Source organism: Paraburkholderia atlantica, from assembly GCF_009362785.1.
GTDB classification, from domain to species: Bacteria; Pseudomonadota; Gammaproteobacteria; order Burkholderiales; family Burkholderiaceae; genus Paraburkholderia; species Paraburkholderia atlantica.
Genome location: NZ_WHNQ01000184.1, coordinates 1 through 1,344 on the forward strand (window position 1 = coordinate 1; position 1,344 = coordinate 1,344).

Here is a 1,344-nt window from a genome sequence, read left to right on the forward strand (position 1 = left end):
CGGGCAGGCGGAAGCCCCGCATACGCCGTTCGCGTTCCCGGGTTGGCTGATGACTATTCTCGGCGCGGTTGTTGACGCGGGCGCTGGCTTTGACGAACACATGCTTGACGTTCGCCAGTTCGGGGATCTCCGCTTTCGCGGCCGGATAGCTGCGCAACTGATCGGTGACAATCCTTCGTGGCGCGTCGGCACAGGCGGCCAGCACGCGGTTGAAGAAGCGCTTTGCTGCGGCCTTGTCGCGATGTTTCTGCAGCAGGATGTCGAGTTCGGCGCCGTGCTGGTCGACTGCCCGCCAGAGTAGATAAGGCACACCGCGCAACGTAACGAAGACTTCGTCCAGATTCCATGTGCGCCCAGGCTTGCGGCGAGCAGCTTTGACGCGATGTGCGAAGCCCGCGCCGAATTCGTCGCACCAGCGGCGGATCGTCTCGTAACTGACAACGACACCGCGCTCGAACAGCAGTTCTTCAATATCACGCAGGCTAACCGATCCTTGAGCGCTATTTGCACCACAACCCTCACCTCTCCGGCTGTTTTTACACCTGAGCAAAACCTGCAACCAGTAGCACCAGAATCGAGAGGCTTTGTTCAGTGCGAGGCCCGAGGCGCTATAGCATGCGTTGGCATCAGTCATCTAACATCTTGTCCAGCGCCGTACGAATCTTCGTTGCTCGCGATGTCTCAATAGAGGCGCTGTACGGCTTTTTGCCTTCTCTGTGGACCGCAAATGCGTCAAGACGCTCGCTTAACGACTCCGATTTTGGGGGCGGTCACGAAAGTGTAAAGGCTGGCGGCTTCCATTACGATAACGCTGGGAGGTTCTCCGGCGCGCGTTCGAACGTCAGCGGAGTCCATATGGCTGAGGTTGAGGCCGGGATAGCGGCTGTTATAGCTACCAGCCAAACGATGGAAATTGTCGATATCAAGCGACAGAGTGTCTTCGTTTGGCTGCACGTTGTTCGCCAAGTCGTTGGCGATATGCTGACCATACTGCACCAAAGCAGGCGAGATTTCAGCTCGTCTCGCTCGGTGCAGGGCCTGCGTAAGGGCTTTGTCCGGATGGGTACGAGTTCCCGTGCCATGGACGCGACTATGCATTTTTGACGCAAACCGGTTTGCCGAAGGCATCCCACCGGTTCAGCAGGTTGGCGATGATGATGCCTTCGCCTTCCTGCGACGCAAGCTCCTGCGTCAGCAGGCGCTCGCCGATGCAGCGCTTGATGCGCGAGATCTGTGCCTCGACCAGCGAGCGCACACCGTAGCCGTATTTCTTGTGAAATGCATAGATGCCTTTGTCCTCGATGTATCTGACGATCTGGTCATGCCGGCGGGTTCGCTGCTCGC

At 58.3% G+C, this 1,344-nt stretch carries 1 protein-coding gene and 1 pseudogene; both read right to left on the reverse strand.

All coding sequences use genetic code 11. The annotated features are described in order from the left end of the window. Positions 1-487: pseudogene (locus GCT19_RS42055) on the reverse strand (IS6 family transposase); the annotation flags it as partial. A gap of 603 nt (positions 488-1,090) precedes the next feature. Continuing rightward, positions 1,091-1,344 (reverse strand): hypothetical protein (locus GCT19_RS44310; protein ID WP_227749511.1); only part of this gene is annotated, 254 nt, incomplete at its 5' end.